Annotated in this window: 15 protein-coding genes and 2 pseudogenes; 8 read left to right on the forward strand and 9 right to left on the reverse strand. The window is 59.9% G+C overall.

The genetic code is table 11. The annotated features are described in order from the left end of the window. Positions 1-477: 477 nt before the first annotated feature. The 3 genes from JQ604_RS05150 to JQ604_RS05160 all read right to left on the reverse strand — a co-directional run bounded on the left by JQ604_RS05150 (position 478) and on the right by JQ604_RS05160 (position 4,354). Entirely contained in the window at positions 478-1,464 is a 987-nt protein-coding gene (locus tag JQ604_RS05150) for an MBL fold metallo-hydrolase (RefSeq protein ID WP_212353926.1), read from the reverse strand. A gap of 137 nt (positions 1,465-1,601) precedes the next feature. Then, positions 1,602-2,630 carry a hypothetical protein gene (locus JQ604_RS05155; protein ID WP_212353933.1) on the reverse strand — a complete coding sequence of 343 codons (1,029 nt, stop codon included), beginning with the start codon at positions 2,628-2,630 and terminating at the stop codon, positions 1,602-1,604. Positions 2,631-3,691: 1,061 nt separating this feature from the next. After that, entirely contained in the window at positions 3,692-4,354 is a 663-nt protein-coding gene (locus tag JQ604_RS05160) for a 4-carboxy-4-hydroxy-2-oxoadipate aldolase/oxaloacetate decarboxylase (RefSeq protein ID WP_212353935.1), read from the reverse strand. Positions 4,355-5,417: 1,063 nt separating this feature from the next. Between JQ604_RS05160 and JQ604_RS05165 the strand changes: the two genes are divergently transcribed. Genes JQ604_RS05165 through JQ604_RS05175 form a run of 3 tightly spaced genes read left to right on the forward strand, consistent with a single transcriptional unit; the run spans position 5,418 to position 8,187 of the window. Next, positions 5,418-6,599: a cytochrome P450 gene (locus JQ604_RS05165; RefSeq protein WP_212353937.1), complete on the forward strand. Its 1,182-nt coding sequence runs from the start codon at positions 5,418-5,420 to the stop codon at positions 6,597-6,599. 9 nt (positions 6,600-6,608) lie between these two features. Beyond that, complete coding sequence (locus JQ604_RS05170; RefSeq protein WP_212353939.1) at positions 6,609-6,929, forward strand: 2Fe-2S iron-sulfur cluster-binding protein; 321 nt, start codon at positions 6,609-6,611, stop codon at positions 6,927-6,929. Positions 6,930-6,948: 19 nt separating this feature from the next. Further along, entirely contained in the window at positions 6,949-8,187 is a 1,239-nt protein-coding gene (locus JQ604_RS05175; protein WP_212353941.1) for an NAD(P)/FAD-dependent oxidoreductase, read from the forward strand. 355 nt (positions 8,188-8,542) lie between these two features. Here the strand turns inward: JQ604_RS05175 and JQ604_RS05180 are convergent, their stop codons facing one another. The 4 genes and pseudogenes from JQ604_RS05180 to JQ604_RS05195 form a co-directional block, all read right to left on the reverse strand. Further along, positions 8,543-9,085, reverse strand: a complete 543-nt coding sequence (locus tag JQ604_RS05180) for a cupin domain-containing protein (RefSeq protein ID WP_212353943.1) — start codon at positions 9,083-9,085, stop codon at positions 8,543-8,545. Between the two features lie 20 nt (positions 9,086-9,105). After that, positions 9,106-10,221, reverse strand: a complete 1,116-nt coding sequence (locus JQ604_RS05185) for an alcohol dehydrogenase catalytic domain-containing protein (RefSeq protein WP_212353945.1) — start codon at positions 10,219-10,221, stop codon at positions 9,106-9,108. A 205-nt stretch (positions 10,222-10,426) separates the two neighbouring features. After that, the gene (locus tag JQ604_RS05190) at positions 10,427-11,158 is read right to left on the reverse strand and encodes a GntR family transcriptional regulator (RefSeq protein WP_212353947.1); all 732 of its coding nucleotides are present in this window, start codon (positions 11,156-11,158) and stop codon (positions 10,427-10,429) included. A gap of 173 nt (positions 11,159-11,331) precedes the next feature. Next, positions 11,332-11,991 (reverse strand): annotated as a pseudogene (locus JQ604_RS05195) (acyl-CoA dehydrogenase family protein); the annotation flags it as partial. Between the two features lie 320 nt (positions 11,992-12,311). On the opposite strand from JQ604_RS05195, the gene JQ604_RS05200 reads away from it, so the two are divergent. The 5 genes from JQ604_RS05200 (at position 12,312) to JQ604_RS05220 (ending at position 17,191) form a co-directional block, all read left to right on the forward strand. After that, positions 12,312-13,214 (forward strand): VOC family protein, encoded by a 903-nt coding sequence (locus tag JQ604_RS05200; RefSeq protein WP_212353966.1) that lies wholly within the window; start codon positions 12,312-12,314, stop codon positions 13,212-13,214. A gap of 62 nt (positions 13,215-13,276) precedes the next feature. Further along, positions 13,277-14,158, forward strand: coding sequence for an alpha/beta hydrolase (locus JQ604_RS05205; RefSeq protein ID WP_212353968.1), 882 nt, complete (start codon positions 13,277-13,279; stop codon positions 14,156-14,158). Positions 14,159-14,178: 20 nt separating this feature from the next. Then, a complete protein-coding gene (locus JQ604_RS05210) occupies positions 14,179-15,210 on the forward strand; it encodes an Ldh family oxidoreductase (protein WP_212353970.1) in 1,032 nt (343 codons plus the stop codon). A 28-nt stretch (positions 15,211-15,238) separates the two neighbouring features. Beyond that, a complete protein-coding gene (locus JQ604_RS05215; RefSeq protein WP_212353972.1) occupies positions 15,239-16,078 on the forward strand; it encodes a fumarylacetoacetate hydrolase family protein in 840 nt (279 codons plus the stop codon). A gap of 117 nt (positions 16,079-16,195) precedes the next feature. Then, on the forward strand, positions 16,196-17,191 hold the full coding sequence (locus tag JQ604_RS05220) for an SRPBCC family protein (protein WP_212353974.1): 996 nt from the start codon (positions 16,196-16,198) through the stop codon (positions 17,189-17,191). A 314-nt stretch (positions 17,192-17,505) separates the two neighbouring features. Here the strand turns inward: JQ604_RS05220 and JQ604_RS05225 are convergent, their stop codons facing one another. Together JQ604_RS05225 and JQ604_RS41445 are read right to left on the reverse strand one after the other, a co-directional pair. Further along, the gene (locus JQ604_RS05225; protein ID WP_212353976.1) at positions 17,506-17,892 is read right to left on the reverse strand and encodes a hypothetical protein; all 387 of its coding nucleotides are present in this window, start codon (positions 17,890-17,892) and stop codon (positions 17,506-17,508) included. Next, positions 17,892-18,746: pseudogene (locus JQ604_RS41445) on the reverse strand (hypothetical protein). The gene JQ604_RS05225 and the pseudogene JQ604_RS41445 overlap by 1 nt, the downstream one beginning before the upstream one ends. Between the last annotated feature and the right edge of the window lie 22 nt (positions 18,747-18,768).

Raw genomic sequence — 18,768 nt, forward strand, 5'->3', positions numbered from 1 at the left:
ACCTTAAAGCTAGACTTAAGGTCAAATCCTCGGGCCGCCTCTCAAACTACACAAGGCGGCCGACGCCGGAGGGATACCAAGGTTAAGCTCGAATGTCACGATGAACAGCCAGACCTCGTAGTGTGAGACCTTGACCGCACGGGCTGCCAATTCCGCTTCAGACCATGCAGCGGCAGGTGCGGCGTCTGCGCGATCCGCTCGACAATGAAGGCGCGCTACGGATCAAGCACGCGTTTGCGCTGACCGCCGATCTTGCGCCGGCGGAGCCTTCTGTGTGATCGCTGGGAGCTAGCTGCGACCTCAGTTCTGCCATGCGCGCCGAACCTCGCTTCCCACCCGCTGCTGCATCTCGCGGGATATTGGCCCACTTTCTCAAAGGCGATCACGTCGGCACGCGAGAGCCTGGTTGTAAACCTCGGCGCAAAGCATTCGTATTTGACTTCCCGCCGCGCGGGCAATTGCCGACGACGCCGGTGATCAGCGTGGCCATTCTGGTCCACGCATCAAAATCGTTGGGGCACCATCGCCGATTTGAAATTGCATAAGGTCTTCGCCGACAACGAGCGGTCCTTTATATGTATCTCGGGTCTGGGAGATCACCTCGTCCCACCCAGGCAGTCCCCGCGGTCCGGGCAGAAGTCCCATATGCGAATAGACGGCCAGCTTAGGAGAGGCCTTTGCGAAGACCCTGCCGGCTTCGCGAGGTGCAGTGTGATGATCCAAAATCGCGATATACAGGGGGTTACTGGCCATCTCGGATGGGGCAGCAGCGAACTCGTGGACTAAGAGATCGACGCCCTCCGAGTTCCGGATGACGGTCTCGTCATACTTGGTGTCGCCACTGAACACGACGCTATGCCCTGCGTAATCGACTCGGTATCCGACAGCTGGCTTGATCTTGTCGCCGTGATCAACCGGGAACGCGGTCACCCTAACGCCAGCCTTCTCGAATATGACTCCCACTTCAAACTCATGTGCTATGACTTTCGTGCCATCCGCTGCAATACCCTCATCAGCTGAACGAATGGCCGAGTCTGCTGCGAAGAGTTTAGTTAGCCCCTCGACGACTACGGAAGTGCCTTTTGGTCCGTAGACCTGTAAGGGTGACGATCGCCCGCCCAGCAACTTCCAGCCTAGATACCCGGTTGCGTATAGGTCCGGCAGACCGCTGATGTGGTCGGAATGAAAATGCGTGAGGAAGATTGCGTCTACGGATCCCAGCGGTAGCCCGAGTTGGAACAAACGGATACCTGCGCCTCTGCCAGCATCAATCATCAGGTTCAGCCCACCTGCTTGAATCAGGTTCGCGAAGCCGAAGCGTCTTATGTTAATGGTCGGCGTCCCTGTGCCCAGGAGAGTTACAACCATCTTGCTCTCTTGGGCGGCCGCCGCGGCTGGCAAGCCTGTACCCTCAACGAACAATGCAACCGACACCACAACTGCACTTAGAGTCCGAATAAACATCACTTCCTCCCTTAACTTTGTTAGAGCACGCCTCTGCAACACAGGCGGGCTTAGTCTGAGTGAGGACAGCGAACTGCCCACACCCAGGGTTTTTCGAGCCGCGCCGGCGGTGACATTCGAAATGCTCTGGCCGGCTCTCAGAACTTCACAGTGACACCGGAATACAACGAAGACTCTGTACAGCTACGGTTCGTCGCGGCCGCAACACAGGGTGGGGCGAGCTGGTGATCGAGTCCAAATTTGTTCTGCCAGTAACGATAGGCGACCCACACGTCCGCGAAATGGGAATATTTTGGGCCCCAGATCGCCTTACTCGCGTCGAACGTCAAGCGGATGGGTTCGCTGTTGAATTCAGTTACGGTCGGTCGCTGAATTGTCAGCGGAACCTGGGCTGTTGTCGTTCCCGTACCTTTCGGACCTTGCCAGGCGGCTCGGCCGCTAATTGCGAAGTATTGAAGCGATGGGGGAAGGAAGCCGAGGTCCATGTACCAGTCTAGCTCGAGCGCCCAAGTAGGTCGAAAGTCGAGATTTCCGTCGACAATTCCCGGCGCTGGTGGTGCCACGAACGACGGCGTAAGGAATGCGCTATGATTCCATACCTTGAACAGCAGTGGGGCTACGTTGAAGTATCCCTTGTAGGGCAGGTCGAAAGCAAACTGCAAACCCGCAGCGAGCGCTCTCTGGTTCGGCGCAAGAAACTGGTTCTCAGTCTCGCCATTGGCGCCGACCTCGAACGACACATTGCGCAGCGGTCCGATCGAAAAAGCATTCGTGTTGAAGAGTTGGTTGAATCCAAAGGTGCTCCGTATAGTGCCGAAGAATTCGGTAGCGCCTGCGCAACCAGTACTGCGCTGGACGGGACATGGGGACGCGGGATCGGCATGATCGGATTTGTAAAGGCCGAGGTTGATAAGATTCGTCCCGTAAGCCCAGGCATCGAAATGTGTAAACGCGTAAACCTGTTTCGCTGTCTGATTCGCGAAGCCAGGACTGGTTGCGGTGAATTGGTAGGCGTATGTGATGCGATTGTCGTTAACTGAGAAGAACGGCGCGGGTGCGATCGGCGCCGGGGCTTTCGCTGGCAGATCTTCTGCGCGCGCTTGGCCGGAAATGCTCAACGCGATTGATATAAGCGCTGCGCTCAATGATATCGAATTCTGAAACATCGACTTCCCCCTTTGCATAAAGAACAAGAACGCGGAGCGTGCGAGCCATTGCGCCGTACGTCGCGTTGTCTCCCCGCTTCCCTCCTGCGCGCGTACGACAGGCCCGAATGCGAGACTTCTAGTTGGAGCGACGCTTCGATGTGGTTTTCGCGGCCCAAATTGAGTTTGGCGGCGTCAAGATTCATGCAGTGTGTCAAATGTACGACACCATAAGCATCGGCGCGATCGCGAGGGCGAGATCGGTCAGTCAATGGCCGTCAATTTTATCGAGCGTAATTGTCTCCCATGGCTCGGCTCAGGAGTCCGGCGCAATTTCTACCGTCAGCAAGCCCATTTCATCCGTTACGGTGATCTGGCATGACAACCGCGAATTCTTCCGTCGATGGTCAGATCCATCGAGTAGTTCGTTTTCATCATCCGACATGGGGGCAGGAGATCGGGTCGCTCGATGTCAACGTAGACATGACACCTCGCGCAGGAGCGACAACCGCCACAAAGTGCTGCAAGTTCATCGATGCCAGCATTGCGGATGTTTTCCATAAGCGAAATCCCTCCGCTGGTTTCAATCTGCCGCCGCGAACCGCTCGGGGCGGTCACTACGAGACGCGTCATTGTTCAGCCTAGCACCGCGATGCCACTTTCGACCCAGAGTTTCGGCGGCGGAAGGAGGAGCCGTTCGAAGATCTTGCTGCCGGCGAGGTAATCCGTTGAGAGGGGCGGCCGTTCATATGGCAGCTCCGGCTCTTCGCTGATGAGTGCGATCGATCCGGTGTCACCCTGTTGACGTGGACGAATCGCGGTAAGGGCGTCGGCATGACGCCTGCTTCCTCAGGCAGCTGATAGCGATTAGCACGCAAATTGAGGTTGTGGAACACGAGCGCTTCTTGAGCCGAGTATGACGCGTAGCACATTTATGGACGATATCCGGATGGCTCAGCAGACCTTGGGCACAAGCGCCTAGCTCGAGCAATCCCGCGCGATCGAGGACGATATCGCAGTCGACGGTATGGATCCGTGCATGCCGGGGTCGTTCGGCTCAAAAGGCTCAGAGATCCTTGGCGTTATCGGAGCCCCTTGTCCTTCAACCGTTCACGCATCTTGTTGACGTCAAGACTCAACTCGCCCGTGGCGTAGCGAAGGAGCAATGCTTCTCCCTTCTCCTCTTGGGCGCGCGCCCTGGCGGGAACTCCTGCGGCGTCAGTACTAGCGATGATGCGAACCCCGTCGTCGTCGGCGACGACTACCTCGCCAGGACTTACGCGCACACCGGCGCACACGAGGGGCATCTGCACATTGGCAAGCGTCTCCTTGACAGTCCCTTGAGCCGAGACGGCCTTGGACCAGACGGGGAAGGCCATGTCGGTAAGACGCGCTACGTCTCTCACGCCTGCATCGATCACCACGCCTTTGACGCCGCGCGATGCGAGTGCCGTCGCAAGAAGGTCGCCGATATAGCCGTCGTCACAAGGAGACGTCGGTGCAATGACCAGAACGTCGCCCGGTCGGGCTTGTTCGACCGCAACGTGAAGCATCCAGTTGTCGCCATGCGCCACTTCGCAAGTCAGGGCGCTTCCTGCCAGGCGTGCGCCGCGCCATACAGGACGCATGTGGCTTGCCATCAGTCCTCTTCGACCCTGTGCTTCGTGCACGGTCGCCACGCCTATTGCGCCAAGAGCAGCTACGACGTGGGGATGTGCGCAAGACGTGTTCGTCACTACAATCACACTTTCCTCCTTCGGGGCAACGAGCTAAGTCCATGCGCCACCATTGTCGATTTTGAGTCCTCTTCGCCAGTCGCCGACAATGCGCAGGTAAGAGACGGAGACCGGCCGTCGTTTTGCGGTGAAAGCTCTTCCAAGAGTCCCATGGGCATACGGGAAGCTGCGGAAACAAGCATCGGTGGCCCATTTCCAGTGACCAATGAATGGCCAGGACGCGACGGGATGATTGCTGGACGATCGGAACACCAGGAAGACTGCGATCTGAGGCCACATGGTGAAACGAGTTCCGGCTGATCTCGGCTTACCAAAAAAAGGCTGCGCGACTCCTCGCGCAGCCTAGTCTCTGGGAGAAACGACAGCTTGCGTCATTAGAACTTCAGGGTGCCCGAGTGCAAAGCGCAACCCCACAGACCGACTGACGTTCTAACGCGAACGAGTGTACTTCCACGTCGCTCCGAATGTGGTTCGAAAAGCCCATCTTGGGTCGGCACGATGGATTTTGTCCGGCGTGTCAAATGAGGGACACTGTGGAGACGTGGGCTCTTCCAGCGAAGCACGGGAATCAAATGAAGCCGGCGCCTTACTTCAATTGGTCAGCCTAGTGCCACTTGAGATGCCAAGGATAGCCAGGGCCGTTGAGCCCACGGGTTCCTCAATGACAACTCCGGCGACGGGTCGGCAAGTAAGACTTGCTCCACCTCGCAATATGCAGACAGTCTGAGCCGCGCGGGCGCGAGATGATTGTTGCGATCCATCACACACACACACACACACACACATAGTGATCGGAGGGGAGATGGCCGATAGGATGAAAAGCGGATCGCGGAATACGTTCCGTAGGCCCTCATCGCAAATCGAAGACGAGGACCAAAGCACCCACCGCTCCGAAGTCGATGGAGTCGAGCGCAGAATTCATGTGACATAACTGAGCTCCCGGGATGGTCCAGGCGGCCACCAGCGTAGCATCAGTTATGCAACAATTCGATGAGGTCTATTGAGGCGATCGAATTGAGGGTTCAGCTTCGGGCCGGTAATGTCCTCACAAATGAGACCCTAGGGAGGAAAGATGACGAGCGCTGCACCGGTCATCTCGGACATCACTTATCACGAACTGCTCGACGATCCCTATCCGATCTTCAGGCGCGTTCGCGACATGGCTTCCGCCGTATTCGTGGCACCGGCCAACCTGACGCTCGTCACGCGGTTCGACGATATCGTGAGAATCGAACGCGACCCCGTGACCTATTCGTCCGACAACCCGGCATCCCTGGTCAACAAGGTGATGGGGCCGACCTTCATGCGGAAGGACGGCGCGGAGCACGCCGCCGGCCGCAAGGCCATCGAGCCCTCGTTCCGTGCGGGCACGATCAAGGAGCATTGGACGCCACGATTTGCGGAGATCTGCGAACGACTTATCGACTCGATAAGTGAATCTGGCGAAGCGGATCTCTTCACGGCGCTTGCAGCGCCAATGGCATCGCTGAGCTTGATGGAGATGATCGGCTTCAAGGAGATGCCTTGGCAGACTTTGGCGCTGTGGTCTCAGTCGCTGATCGACGGTGCCGGCAACTATGCGCGGAACGCCGAAATTGAGCGGAAAGCCATAGAGGCCGGCGCGGGCATCGATGCCGCGATCGAAGCGGTACTCGACGAGCACCGGGCTCACGCCAATCCTTCGATTTTGTCGTCGATGGTTCACGCGGATCCTCCAATGTCGATCGAGGAGATCCGTGCCAACATCAAGGTAATTATTGGCGGCGGTCTGAATGAGCCACGCGACGCGATCCTCACGCTGACCCTGGGCCTCTTGCAAAATGCGGCACAAAGGGACAGCGTGCTCGCCAAGCCGGAACTGTGGTCGAATGCCTTCGAGGAGGCGGTGCGTTGGATTTCGCCGATCGGCATGTATCCGCGTCGAGTCACTCGCGAAACCGATCTCTCAGGCGTCGTTCTGCCGGAAGGGCTCCAAATCGGGTTGTGCGTCGGTGCGGCCAATCGGGACGACAGGCGTTTCAACGATCCGGATATCTTTGATATTTCCCGGCCCCGGCAATCGCATCTGGCCTTCGGCGCCGGCGCCCATTTCTGCGCGGGCACATGGGTGTCGCGGCAGACCGTCGGCAAGATCGTGGCGCCGATGCTGTTCGAGCGCCTCCGCAATCTGCATCTTCGCGAAGACGCTCCGCCCCTCATCCGCGGCTGGGTGTTCCGCGGCCCGGTGTCGCTGCCTGTCCGTTGGAACGCTTGAGGGGCAGAGATGCCAAAAATCACCTTCGTCTGCGCGGACGGTGCTACCCGTGAAGTTATCGCGGATCTGGATCAATCGATCATGGAAGCGGCGCTTGCCGCCGGCGTGCCCGGCATCGTCGCCGAGTGCAACGGCGCTGCTGCTTGCGCCACCTGTCACTGCTACTTCGAGTCCGCCTACGCGGCTCATACCGGCGAAATTGGCGAGCATGAGAGCGAGATGCTCGATTTCACTGCCTCGGAGCGCACGGCCGAAAGCCGCTTGAGCTGCCAAGTGCGCGTAGCCGCGGGGATGGAGGGCATGACCGTGCGAGTGCCCCCCACGCAATAGGTCTCTAAAGGATAGCCATATGACCCGAGTTGTTATCGTCGGAGCCGGACAAGCCGGAAGCTCTGCCGCGCTAAAACTGCGTGCCCTTGGCTTTTCAGGTGACATTATCCTGATCGGTGACGAGCCGATTGCGCCATACCAGCGCCCGCCACTTTCGAAAGCCTATCTGTTGGGGAAGACTACGGCGGAAGCGCTTCTGATCCGGCCAGTCTCTCTTTACCGGGACCAATCGATTGATTTGCGCCCGGGATGTCGGGTCGATCGCATCTTGCCGCACGCGCGACGCATTGAGACCAGCACAGGAAGTCTCGACTACGACCATCTTGTGCTGGCAACCGGTGCAAGGCCGCTGCAGCTCGACGCATCGATTGGCGGCGCGCTCGGAAACGTCTTTTTGCTTCGTTCGCTGGAGGATGTCGACCGGATCCGGCCGGCATTCGTGGCAGGTCGGCGGCTCCTGGTGGTCGGCGGCGGCTACGTTGGGCTCGAGGTGGCCGCGGTGGCCGCACAGGCTGGGCTCCAGGTGACACTGGTTGAGATGGCGGACCGCATCTTGAAGCGCGTTGCCTGCGCCGAGACTGCTGCATACTTCCGAGCGCTTCATGCACGGCAGGGGGTCCGAATTCTTGAGGGGACCGCAGTGCAGCGGCTCGAGGGAAGCGGCCCCATCACGTGGGCTCACCTGTCCGATCGAGAGGACTTGGCGACCGACCTGGTCGTCGTCGGCATCGGGGTAAAACCAGATATCTCGCTCGCAAGCGGGACCGGCCTAGACATCGATAATGGTATCAAAGTCGATCAATTTGGGCGCACCTCTGTCGAAGGAATATGGGGCGTCGGCGATTGCGCGTCCTTCCCACACTACGGCGAACGCATTCGCCTGGAGAGCGTGCCGCATGCGATCGAACAGGCCGAGACGGTCGCCGCGAACATTTGCGGAGCGCAGAAGGTCTACGTCGCCAAGCCATGGTTCTGGTCGGACCAATTCCACGTCAAGCTTCAGATCGCGGGGCTCAACACGCGCTATGATCGCGTTGTGGTCCGCCAAGATAGTCGTCCCGACGTTGCCTCACACTGGTATTTCGGGGGGGAGAGGCTGCTTGCGGTCGATGCGATGAACGATGCCCGTAGCTATATGGTCGCGAAGCGAATGATCGAGGCCGGAATATCTCCTGATCCGGAAGCGGTCCGAGATCCCACGACGGATCTTGGCTCTCTGTTGAAGTCTCTCGCTGTGGTTGCTGTGCCGAACTACTAGAGCTGTAACCTGCTAAGCACTAGAGGCCGCTCGCCACGCAACCGCGCCTAAGAAGACAACCACAATTGCTGCTACGTATCCGACTTAACATCGGGGGCGCCGTGACGCTCTGGGTCGTCAACGTCCGGCGCAGCTCGGAGATTATCCAGCTTCGCTGCTGAACGAATCTCTCTACCCGAGCTTCACCGTTACGTGCGAAACCTTCCAAGTCACGTCATCAATTTGATGATCCATCGGCTAACCTAACACAAGCCAGCCGTGTAGGCCGGCCGAAACTTGAAAGAGGCGAGGGCCGACATGAGCCGGCCGCAGCTTCTGTATTCGTGCGTGATACCAGTTGTCTGACGCTCGCGTGTCACTTTGCTCCAGCACCCAGCAGCACGAAGGCAAGCGTAGCGGGCTTGCCGCTGGGATTGCGCCACGCATGCCGGGCACCCTGCTGAACAACGGTGTCGCCCTTCTTGAGCTGGACGGTGACTTGGTCGTCAAGCTCAAGCACAATCTCCCCGTCGACAACGCAGGCATAGTCCACCGTGGATGTGGTGTGCATGCCCGGATTGTCCATCTCGAACGTTTCGGCGATGCCAGGGGCCGCCACGAGATGCTCGGGTCCTGCCTTCGCCGGATCGAAATCGGCGGACATCATCACGCTGTCGGGAGGGAACGTGACGACCATGAAGCTCGAACCGCCCGGACCGGGAAGCAGGCTGCTGTCCGGCACCGACATCGGATCCTTGGCGTCCGCCGGAAGCGACGGCGCACCGGGAATCATCCACATCGGTGCGGAGACAAAGCCGGGCGTATGTTTGAGAGCCATTTCGCGCGGCGAGGCGCCATCGCTCATGACTACTGATTTTCCTGCGGCGCTCTTGCCGGTCACGACACGTCGGAAGTTCATGTTTCTCGTCCTTGTCTCGCTTAGGGATAGATGACGAAATTGGAGAAGCCGCCGTGCCGCTGCGCAATGCCGGAAATGGCGTCGTTCACTTCAGACAGTTGACGCCCTTGGGTCTCGAGGATCGACAGGTCCACCACTCCGGCGGCCACCAAGTCCGCCATTTCCTGTCCTTCCTCAGTGGTAAGCCAGGCAGAGCCGTACAAACGCTGGTTGCGATCCATCAGCCGATGAACGTCAATCGCGACCGGTCCCATGACAGCACCGATATCCACGGCGATGCCACCACGACGCAGGCTGTAAAGGCCCTGCTGGAACGTCTCGTGAAGCGCGCCAGGTCCGAGGCAGTCCAGGAAGGCGTCCACGCCTTCGCCGTCGGTATGCTTCATGACGAAGTCCGTGACACTGCCATCGTCGATCGAGAATACCTCGATGCGCGACGGCGCGAGTGCCTTGACTTGCTCGAGTAGTTTGCGATCGCGCCCAGTGCCGAGGATCTTCTTGACGCCCATAGCCGGCGCAAAGATCGCGGCGCTGATGCCAAGTGTGCCGCTGATGCCGTTGACGAGAATCGTGTCGCCGGGCCCGGCATTGACTTTCTTCAACGCCGAATAGACCGTGCCGAGATAGCCGAGGCGGGCTGCCTGTTCGTAGGTCATATTATCCGGGATCTTCACGATCGCTGAGGCCGGTACCACCGTGTATTCACTCAGACCTCCAATCGGGTAGTCGCCAAACGTCTGCATGGCGTGCTCGCTGAACCCGAAATAGCCCTGAAATGCGTAATGCTTGCACGCGATTGAATCGCCGCGGCGGCAATGACGACATGTGCCGCATGAGCGGCCTGGATTGGCATAGACGCGATCACCGGTCTTGAGTCCATGAACCTGGCGGCCGACTGCCGCGATCTCGCCGGCTGGGTCCAGTCCGAACACGGCGGGGAGCGGCGGTTGCGGCATATGGGGAAACCAGGTCGGCCAGTTGGCAAGGATGTTGCCGAGGTTCGGCACGATCCCGCAAGCCCGGACGCGGATCAGAACGTCCATGTCACCCGGCTTCGGCGTTGGCAGCTTTTCCAGTTTCAATTCACCGCCGATCGCATGCATGCGGGCAGCCGTCATCGTTTCAGAAACGACCATCTAATCCTCCCTTATGTCGTGTTGGACGGCAGGCCCTCAGGACCCGCTGCCTCCCATGGACATTCTGGCATTAGAATTTCGAAAATACAATATCATTTCGTAATATCTTCGCGCGCCCAAGGGGCTACGCCGCCTAGCCATCTAGCCGAGTGATGTCTAAGCCGTTTCTGGAGCTTCGTCTTAAATAGGGAGAACCGGTGCTGGGCTATTCAGCTGCGACGTCAGCACTCCGGCCCTGCCGTTCGTCGTCCACCTGGACGAAGAGGTGACCGGCATGCTTGATCACGTTTTCTGTCGTCTCGCGGATGTGCCGCTCGATCAACTCCTGAGCCTTTGCGGTATCACGCCCGATGACCGAATCCATGATCATCTTGTGTTCGACATCCTTGGCACGCCACTTGGTTCGGAATTGGGACGACATCCGCCGATAGCGATGTGCGCGTTCGAACAACTTCTGACGAATTTCCAGGAGATTGGGCGAGCCACTGGCTGCGACAAGCGAAAAATGAAAATCGCCGTGGAGCTTACCCCACTCCTCCGAAAGGTAGTAATTGGAGCCAAGCCGGGTCTGGAGGCGATCCATGCGGTGAAATGCACCGATGATATCGGCTTCCCAACCGTCATCGCCGTGTTCGATGGCAAGGGCTAGGCACTCACGCTCGACAAGCACGCGAACGTAGGTCAGGTCAATAAGGTCTTCCATCGAGACTGGCGCGACAATAAATCCGCGCTGGTCTTCAGCGATCACTAGCCCTTCGGCGACCAGCCGCGAAAGGGCCTCCCGGAGTGTTGAGAAGCTGACGCCATACATCTCCCGCAATGCCTCAAAGCGCAGCTTTGCGCCGGGCTTCAGCGTGCAACTGATGACGTCGGCACGCATCCGGTGCAGCACGTCTGCTGCCCTTGTTTCTCCCGCTGGTTTGGCCTTGTCGCGCATTCACGCCGTCCTACTTGCTGATCGCAGCAACGACTATGAGCCGATTTTCGAAAAAAATCAAACCTTTCGGTCGGCCGGATTGCGAGAGCTGGGCAAGGGTGAGGGGTCGTCAACGGGAGCTAGGTTGAGCAATCCGCGGTGTCAAAACCCAGGAGCTCTGGCCGCGGCTGCCATTACGAGAAGCCCTGCAATCCCGTCTGAGCGCGGCCGAGAATTAGCCATGCACGTCGTACGCCCCCTCACATGTGTTGACGGTTTCGAGGTTCAGCATGTGCCGCATGACACAGAATTCGTCCGAGATGCCATTGCCGCCATGCATGTCAGGCGCGGGCCGTGCAAATGCCCGAATGCCTTGCCGCAATTGTTGCGCTTAGTCAGGTTGATCATCTGCATCCTCCGCTCGAAGAGTCTACCAACACGCAGCGCGGCCTGAAGCCCAAGCGCGATTTCCATCTTCTGATGGAGCTGGGTGTTGGCGAGAGGTCGCCCGAACTGCTTGCGGTAGAGACCGTACTGACGTGCGGCGTGCCAGCCGCTTCGGCTGTCGCGCCCAGGCTCCCGTAGCGAGCCCGATTGAGGCAGCCGAAAGAGTCCGGCGAGGTCCTCCGCATCCGGCAGGAGTGCCTCCTGATCGACCTCAAAGCCGCGGATTTTGCCTCCGTGAGCATCGGACTTCGCCATACGACGAATACATCGGCTGACGGCGCATTTGTAATCCAGGTCTTTGCGCCATTTAGCCGATAGCCGCCGGCGATCTTCCTCGCGCGTCTTCATGCCGCCGGGGTAGAGTCGGCGTCCGGTTCGGTCAGGCCGAAGTAGCCGATCCATTTGCCCCGACCTGTCGAATTCGCGGAACAAGCCGATCCTATACATAAGCGCGGCGGTGTCGCGAATCATCCGCTCTTCTTCACCGAATTGCGCTTCGAGCAGGAAAGGATCGCCCCACGCAAATGGATTCCTCTTCTTTGTTCCTGCCATCGCTCTCACGTTCTTGACCGCCGGCGGCTTTCTCGCAGGCGGCCTCGACTTCAAGGGAAGCCCATCCTGCATAATTTCGAAATAATGTGCTGTTTCGAAAATATGTTGCCTTCGCCCTCCTGATGAGGTAGCTCAGATCGCAGAAACTCAACATCGCAGATTTCGGGAGGCGGCAATGTCGCATTTGGTGAACGCCATCGGGCACGTGAAGATCAATACGACCGCAACCGAGGCAGTGGTGCGCGAAGCCACCGAAATCCTCGGACTACACGTGACCTATTCCGATGAGCGCCAGACCTGGCTGAGCTCCAACGGGCGTGCGGCCGAGCTGGTGCTGCTCAGGTCCGCTGAGAATTCGACCCACACCATTGGGCTGGAAGCGCTCACCGGGCAAGCCGTCCGCGAGGCGGAGTCGCGGGTCGAGGACGCGGGGTGCCGGATCCTGACGCGAGAACCGAGCCTCAAATGCATCGCCGCTGGCGTCACCTTCGCCACGCCGGAGGGCTTGCGCTTTGAGATCCACACCCCCGTTCGCAACAAGATCTATGCGCGACGTCACCCGACCCATGGAGTCGGCCCTAATCGTATGGACCATTTGAATCTGACCTCGCCCGATCCGGTCGCCACGCGTCAACAGCTCGAGAAAATCTGTGGTCTGCAGTTGTCCGAGCGCATGGTCGATGACAGCCTTAGCTGGATGTATGGCGGCAACCGCCAGCATCACATCCTCGGCGTCGTTCGCGGCAAGACGGGGCTGCACCACTATTCGTTCGAATTCCGGGAATTCAACGACTACCTCAAGCTGGGCGACCTGCTCGATCGGTTCGACAAAGAGATGCTGTGGGGACCGGGTCGCCATCGCCCCGGCGACAACACCTACGCCTACTACACCGACTCCAGCGGAGCGATGATCGAATGCTCCGGCTCGATGGCTCTGATCGCCGATGATGGAGATTACGAGCCGAACGTCATCACCAATCTCGAGCGGCCGGGTAATGTGCGGGCAATGAACGTCTGGGGTACGCCCGCGCCTCTTGAGTGGCGTCAGCATCATTTTCCCTTCACCGCTATCAATTGATCCAGGGGCCCTCCACGGGCCATCGGCGTCTCGCTGCGCCCAGCAACACCAAGGATAAGCCAATGCAAGAAAAGCTCTCCTTCCGTTCAGACGGGCTCAAGCTTTCCGCTGTTCTCCATGTGCCGGAGGGTCGGAAGGCAGGCCAGCGTTTGCCGGCATTCATCGTTCTTCACGGGTTCGTAGGCTCGAAGGACGAATCCCACGCTGAAATTCAAGCGGGCATGCTCGAAGAGATGGGCTACGTCGCACTTCGTTTCGATTTTCGCAGCTGCGGCGAGAGCGAAGGGGAGCGAGCTCAGGTGCGTTGCTTCGACCAGGTGGCGGATGCCAAAAATGCGCTGACGTTCCTTGCCGAGCGCGAAGAGGTCGACCCGAAGCGGATCGGCGTGGTCGGTCACAGCTTTGGCGCGGCCGTCTCCGTCTATTCCGCGGGCGTGGACGATAGGTTCGCCTGTGTGATCTCGTCTTGCGGCTGGGGTGACGGCGAGCGCAAGTTTCGCGGACAGCACCCGAGCGCCGAGGCGTGGGCCAAGTTCACAGGTCTCCTGGAGAAGGGCCGCAAGCAAAAGCAGGAAACCGGAAAGAGCATGTGGATCTCCCGCTTCGACGCAGTCCCGATCCCGGAGCACCTGCGCAAGAACCTCTCGCCCAAGGCAATCATGGAGATCCCGGTCGAGACCGCATGGAGCATGTACAATTTCCGCGCCGACGATGTCGTGGGCAACATCGCTCCGCGTCCGATCCTGTTCCTGCATACGGCCAACGACACGATCACGCCGACTGAACAATCGATCCGCATGTTCGAGAAGGCCGGCCAGCCGGCCGAACTCGTCCTGATCACCGGCACGTCGCACTTCCCGCTCGCGCACGATGACGCGCCGCGCACCAAGGCAGTCATCAAGAGCTGGCTCGACAAGTTCTTTCCGTCGCCGCTGGGGGCCTGAGCGTGGGCGGAGTTAGCGACATGGTCGGGGTCGGCGCTGGCCCGCTCGAATGCTTCGCGGCTGCGCTGCTAAGGGCAGGCGGATTCAGCGCCGATCAGGCTGAGCAGACTGCGGCCATTCTGGTCTGGGCCAATTTGCGCGGCGTCGATTCTCATGGAGTGCTACGGATCCCCCGCTATCTCGAGATGGTCGAGCTCGGCCTGATCAATCCCGCAGCCGGACCGCGCCAAGTCTTGGGCAAGGGCGCGGTCGCGGTGATTGACGCGCAGCGCGCGCCCGGCGCCGTGGCAATGAACCTTGCCACGCAAACGGCGGTCCGACTTTCGGACGCTCACGGTATCGGCTGGTGCGCGGTTCGCGCGATCACCCATGCTGGCGCGATCGGCTACTATGTGCAGCAGGCGGCGCGCGCAGGCCGTGTGGCCATCGCGATGACGGCGTCAAAGCCTCTCATGGTGTATCATGGGTCGAAGACGGAGGGCGTTTCGACCAATCCGATCGCGATTGCCGCACCAACAACCGATCCGGACCGTCCCTTGCTACTGGACATGTCGACCGCGTCGGTGGCGATCGGGAAGATCATGGCGGCCAAGGATGCCGGTCAGGCGATCCCGGCGGGCTGGGGGGTAGACGAGCAGGGTCGAGAAACCACCGATCCGCACAAGGTGAAGGCGGTCTTGCCGATGGCCGGCCCTAAGGGGTCGGGGCTGTCCCTAATGATCGAAGTGCTCGCCAGCGTCATGGTCGCAAATCCCCTCATCAGCGTCGCGCTGACCGAAGGCGGCGATCCCGGTGGCAATGGCTTGGTAGTTGTGGTTGATCCGTCGGCGTTCGGCAACGAATTCACGTTTGAAGTCGATCGCCTTCGTGCAGCCATCAAGGGCTTGCCCCTGGCCGATGGATTGGACGCCATCTATTTGCCGGGCGAACGAGGGTTTGAGGTGATGGAAAAGCGATCACGCGATGGCATCCCGCTCGCGCAGGGCACCCGGTCCCGCTTGGCAGCGCTCGCCAGGACACTGAACGTTGTGACGCCCGAAGGCCTCGCGTAGCGAGGGTTATCGCGAACGAGGTCCAATCATGAAGTTGTTGTCGTTCTCCGAAGGCGGGCGGGAGAGCTGGGGCGCTGTCGTGGATGAAGCCGTGGTGGATCTTGGCAGGGCCTTGCCTCAATATCCGGCGCTCGCGGATTTCGTAGGGAGCCTTGATTTTGACCGGCGCGACGACATCGCAGCTGAAACAGCAGGCCTAAAGCTCTCCGACATCAATTTCCTGCCGGTCATTCCGCGGCCCGAGAAGATCGTCTGCGTCTTGCGCAACTACCGCGACGGGATGTCGACATCCGGAGAAGCCGCCGAATTTCCGCCGATCTTCCTGCGCGTCTGGCGCTCCCAAGTTGGGCACAACGAGGCGGTGATCCGGCCGAAGGTCTCCCACCAGCTCGATTGGGAAGGCGAGCTCGCGGTGGTGATCGGAAAGGCCGGGCGCTACATCGCGCAGGCCGACGCCTGGACGCATATTGCCGGCTATTCGATCTACAACGACGTCAGCGCGCGTGACTGGCAGCGCCACGCTCAACAGATCGCTTCCGGCAAGAATTTCGTCGGAACCGGCCCGTTCGGACCTTGGCTGGTCACGCCGGATGATATCGGCGATCCGGCCAAGCTCAAGATCGAGACAAGGGTCAACGGAGCGGTGATGCAGTCGGCCGACACATCGATGCTGATCTTTTCGATCCCCCGACTGATCGAATACTGCTCGATCATCTTCGATCTCGTGCCGGGCGATGTCATCGTCACCGGCACGCCGGCCGGCGCCGGTTTCACGCGCAAGCCGCCGATCTTCCTCAAGGCTGGCGACCTGGTCGAGGTGGAGATCGAGAAGATCGGCGTGCTCAAAAATCACGTCATCGACGAGTGAGCTGCTGGCATCGAGGCATCCCGTTGTCCAAAAAAATGGGAGGGCGATGCCTCGCAATATCCGATTCGTCTGGGGGCGAAGGATGCTTGTGGAAAGAGCCGAAACGGAGGCACTGTAATGCGACTGCTCGAAACCGAGATCATCATCGATGCGCCACCGCAGACCGTCTGGGCGGTGCTTGACGACATCGCTTGTTATGCTGAATGGAATCCGGCGCTGCCTGCGCTCAGCGGCCGCACTACGGTCGGCCAGCAAGTTGTGGGAACATTGCGCCAACCCAATGTGCCGGAGCGCGAAGTTACGCCGACAATCACCCGCGTCGTCGGGGCCCGGGAACTGCGTTGGCTGAATCAGGCGCCCGGCGGAGTGTTCAGTGCCGAACATATCTTCATCCTCGAGCCCACTGGCGACGGCGGCACGCGCATCCTTCACAACGAGATTTTCGACGGTCCGCTGGCCGACGAGCGCTGGCCAAGCATCGACACCAATCTGCGTAAGGCCTATCTCGACTTGAACCAGGCGCTGAAGGCGAGGGCGGAGGCTCTGCGCGACAGGCCGATCGCACTGCATCCGGCGGTCGGAAAGGTGGCTTCGGGCTCGGTCGAGACGTTCACTGCGCGCTGCAAATGCGCCAGCGACCCGGTCGAGATCGAGGCGAGCCATGCTGTGGCGCACAACCATCTGTGTGGCTGTTCGAAATGCTGGAAGCCGGAGGGCGCTGCCTTCGCGCAGCTTGCCGTCGTGCCGGCGGGCTGCGTCGCCGTGAAGGCGCATGCCAAGAAGCTCGAGGCTGTAGACGCGACGCAGAAGATCGAGCGCCACCGCTGCAAATCCTGCGGGACGCACATGGTAGGCAAGGTGCATGATCCGGATCACCATTTCTACGGTCTTGAATTCGTGCATCCCGAGCTGGCGACGGACGGGCACCAGCCGAAAATCGAGTTCGCAGCCTTCGTGTCCTCGCTAGTCGAGACTGGGACGCCGCCGACCAGCATGGCCAGCGTGCGCAATGAACTGGGTAGGGCTAGAATTCCCGCTTATGACGCCTTCTCGCCGGAACTGATGGACATCATCGCTTGGCACAAGGTGAAGCTCGCTACGGCGGCCGGCTAAAGGCAGTCCAGTCTGGAGCCATGGAGGACAGGGACCGATACGCCGACGATTCCCATCTGCCGCTCGACTTGTTCGACACCTCGAAGCCGCCGCGTCCCGCCCTCTTTGACATCGCCACGGCTCCGGTGCTCGTGATTCGGCGGTTCAGGCGGGAAGGCATCTTGAAGGAGCCAACGCAGCTAGTGCCGGCATCCAATAGTTTGAGGAGAGCCGTATTCATCGGATCGCGAAGCAGGACCCTTCGGGCCCCTCGCAACATATCGTACCGCCGCGTGCGGTCAGCCGCTAACAGGAACAGTGTGGGCGTCGCATCGTCACGCGGTCAAATTAATGGGTACACACCCAAGCCGAAAGGCCGCCGGCGCCGCAAAGCAGGTGCACGGCGGCCCCACTTTCTGGAAGTAAGGGGCCTGGGCGACCGTAGCCCTGATTTCGCGCACCTTGTGCCTGTCCACCGTGCGGCGCTGTGGGTTGGATTCGCCCCACAAAATCGTGACCTCTCTGCCCGGCGTGGCGTGCTCGAGGTCGACGAGCAACAGCGAAATGATCGCGCCGGCATTGGCCGAGTAGGCGAGCCGTTGTGATATGCCGACGTTGTTGCCGTTCCTGAGAATCGCATCGGACTGGAAGGTCGTGTACATGGGATTCGGCAATTGCATGTACTTGCCGCCATCTGCGGCAGCGAACAGCGACGACCGCATCAGCTCGGTGACGTCGTCGTTGTTCCAGTCCAGGGTGACCTTCTTGCGCCTCGGGTCCTTGACCTTTTCGCGTACGCGTCGCGGCCGATGAAGTCGCGCTCGAAATCGATCAGCGACCCATACCCGACCTCCACCGATTCGACATAGTAGTCGACGATGTCGTCGGACAGGAAACTACCGCCTAGCGAGCCGATCGTCTCAAAGAAATAGTTCGTCAGCCACTGGCGGTAAGGGCGCATCGCCTCGCCATGATAGATCGCCGGCAGCGGCATCGGCATCCAGCCGGACTCCTCTGCCGTGGTCGAATAGGTGAGCGCGCCGACCTTGCGCATGCCGTATTTCTCGCCTGCTTTCTCCAGCGCCTCCCGAACGGTTTGTTGCGCGTCCCAGGGACCGTAGATCTCGTAACCCGGTTCACCCGCCATGCCGTGCCGCAACGCCCGAACCGTCTGGCCGGCGATCTTGAATTCGCCGATGTCGACGAACTTGATTTCGGGAAGCGTTCCCTCGGTGACCTCGCGCATTAGCGGCAGCGCTTGCGGTCCCTAGACCTGGACGCGGAACACGTCGCGGGTCCCCGAGCGGATCGAGAAATTGTCGTCGCGCGTTACGGTGACGTCGAGCGTGGTCTTTTCGGCGTTGAACTGCACCCAGTCGCTCGCGAACGGTGCGCCGACGATCCGCAGGAATTCCTCCGACTCCCGGAACAGGATCGCATCGGCGATGAAATAGCCGTCGTGTCCGGCGAGCACCAGCTGCTTGCCGCGCTTGACGGGAAACGGGTCGAACTTGTTGGTCGCGAGCTGTGACAGGAATTTGACGACGTTGCGACCTCTCAAGTGCAGCTCGGTCATGTTGTATGACAACTCGAGCAGT

The organism is Bradyrhizobium jicamae (genome assembly GCF_018130695.1).
Lineage (GTDB): Bacteria > Pseudomonadota > Alphaproteobacteria > Rhizobiales > Xanthobacteraceae > Bradyrhizobium > Bradyrhizobium jicamae_B.